The 2,381-nt window shown below is 42.5% G+C and carries 1 protein-coding gene, 2 tRNA genes and 1 pseudogene; all 4 read left to right on the top strand.

Annotated elements, in window-relative coordinates; genetic code table 11:
• Nucleotides 1–37 precede the first annotated feature (37 nt).
• The 4 genes and pseudogenes from IEE86_RS19105 (at nt 38) to IEE86_RS19090 (ending at nt 2,350) form a co-directional block, all read left to right on the top strand.
• Nucleotides 38–112 (top strand) — tRNA-Asn (locus IEE86_RS19105).
• A gap of 1 nt (nt 113) precedes the next feature.
• A tRNA-Thr gene (locus IEE86_RS19100) sits at nt 114–186 on the top strand.
• 372 nt (nt 187–558) lie between these two features.
• Nucleotides 559–1,323 (top strand): annotated as a pseudogene (locus tag IEE86_RS19095) (SulP family inorganic anion transporter); the annotation flags it as partial.
• Nucleotides 1,324–1,384: 61 nt separating this feature from the next.
• Entirely contained in the window at nt 1,385–2,350 is a 966-nt protein-coding gene (locus IEE86_RS19090) for a bile acid:sodium symporter family protein (RefSeq protein WP_224741102.1), read from the top strand.
• The last annotated feature ends 31 nt before the right edge of the window (nt 2,351–2,381 follow it).

Raw genomic sequence — 2,381 nt, 5'->3', positions numbered from 1 at the left:
GTTTATATCCTTCCAATGGAAGAAGTTACTTTATCATTCCGCAGTAGCTCAGTGGTAGAGCTATCGGCTGTTAACCGATCGGTCGTAGGTTCGAGTCCTACCTGCGGAGCCATGCTTCCATAGCTCAGTAGGTAGAGCACTTCCATGGTAAGGAAGAGGTCAGCGGTTCGAGCCCGCTTGGAAGCTTTCCTCTAGTATAATGATGAATCTTAAGGTTTCTCGATGATGAGAAGGCTTTTTTTGTTTGTTTAAAAATATGTGGAGCCTGTTCGATGATGTAAATAAGCAAATGAATGGATCGCTTTGCTTGAAGCTATTTTATCTTAGCTTTCTATATATCCCTCCTTTTGGTTCTTGCTTCTTTAGCTCATTTCTTTTATTCTGACTAAAGTGATAAAATCCTCTCTAACAAAAGACTCTGTACGTTCCTCTGTTTCCCCGAAAGTGAAGTGTTGTGTGTTTTTCCTTTCTTTATTTCCAGGTTTCGTTGATCTTCTATTTTCCTGTTTGGTCATGGTCAATTTGGTCGGAGACCATGGATTGCAGTATTTGTTTGCAGCTACGATTTTAACAGGTCTGATTCAAATTGTGTTTGGATTGTGCCGTGTTTATTCCAAGGTCCGTGATGGTAGGTTTTGTGAATGCATTGGCGATTATGATCTTCATGGCTCAGCTCCCGCATTTTTTGGGGGAATCAATGGCTATGTATATCATGACAGGTGGTGCTTTGCTAATCATTTATGTATTGCCGATGATCACAAAAGTGATCCCCTCTCCACTTATTGCGATTATTGTGATGACGATGGTTGCTGTATTTGGACATATTGATGTCAGAACGGTTGGAGACATGGGAGAGCAAATGGCTGCGCTTGTGGCAGTGATGATCATGGTTTCGATTGGTACTTTTGATTGGAGTTCATTCAGCAGCTAAAAAAGAACCCGAAGGCCGATTAAAATGTGATGCTGACTCATGATTTATCAAAGGGTGTTTTTGCAGGTGTGCTGCTTAGTGCGGTTTTCTTTGTAGCTAAAATATCAAAGCTTCATATTACCTCTACAGAAAGCAAAGCGGGAAATTGGGTTTATCGAATTAAGGGACAAATTTTCTTTGCTTCAGTCACTGACTTGATTTCAGCATTCCATCAGGTGAAAGATCTTCCATCCGTTGTGATTGATTTATCTGAAGCGCGTATATGGGATGAATCGGGCATGGCAGCGATTGAACGTGTGAAGCAAAAATTTCGAGCTACTGGTGTAGAAGTGGACGTAGTTGGAATGGATACATCTAGTCAAAAGCTTGTGAAACAGGTGATGGGTTCTTAAAAAGATCTTTCTGTTTGTTACAATAGAAAAGGGAAGTAAGTGAAGGATGGAGGTGGCCGGCATGCTTGTGCGTTTGAACCAAGTGCTCGGCCGGATGATGCCGCTCATTACGCCTGTGAGTGTGTTACTTGGTGTAGTATTTGCGGTTTATTTAAAGGATTTTACGTTTTTGGTGCCATGGGTATTCGCCGTAATGACATTTGCAGGGAGCTTGTCTGCTACTTTTTCAGCTTTAAAGCATACGGTGATGCATCCATTACCTTTGATTTTAACGTTTATGATTTTGCACGTATTGATGCCACTTTATGCTTGGTCAGCGGGGCATCTAATATTTGCGGGTGATTCCATGACGATCACGGGCTTGACGCTTGCGATGGTAATTCCGACAGGTGTTTCTAGCTTAATTTGGGCGGCGATGTATAAAGGGAATGTTGGGTTAACCTTATCTATCATTTTAATTGATACATTGCTGTCACCATTTATTGTGCCAGCCAGCTTGTCACTCTTCGTCGGTACACAGGTCCATATGGATATGGTGGCCATCATGAAAGGGTTGTTTGGGATGGTGGTGCTCCCATCTATATTAGGAATGCTCGTTCATCAGTATGCAAAGCCAGAAGTGACAAAAACGATCAGTCAGACCCTGTCACCTTTTTCAAAAATAGGCTTGTTTGTTGTGGTCTCGATTAATAGTTCTGTTGTCGCACCATACTTGCGTGAGCTGAATGCGGCATTTTTTAGTAAAGCAGTGGTGGTATTCCTCATTGCGATGAGTGGATATGCCTTTGCATGGTTGATTGGAAAGGCGATGAAATGTACTCAAGGGGAGATTGTGGCCATTGTGTATACGGGCGGCATGCGAAATATTAGTGCGGGGGCTGTTCTTGCCATTAGCTTTTTTCCGCCTGCTGTCGCTGTCCCTGTTGTGATTGGTATGCTGTTTCAGCAAGTGCTTGCTGCCTTGTTTGGCTTTTTACTCAATCGTTTTGAGCTGAAAGCACCTGCTGTGACTAAGTCATTATCATGAAAAAACCTCCATCTCTCAAAGGATGGAGGTT

Source organism: Bacillus crepusculi, from assembly GCF_014764715.1.
In the GTDB taxonomy this organism is placed as follows: Bacteria; Bacillota; Bacilli; order Bacillales; family Bacillaceae; genus Bacillus.
This window is presented reverse-complemented; position numbering and strand designations above follow the sequence as displayed.

Bases quoted from the DNA above. Each gene is read 5' to 3' on its own strand.
- IEE86_RS19090 (WP_224741102.1), top strand. From the start codon at position 1,385: ATGCTTGTGCGTTTGAACCAAGTGCTCGGCCGGATGATGCCGCTCATT.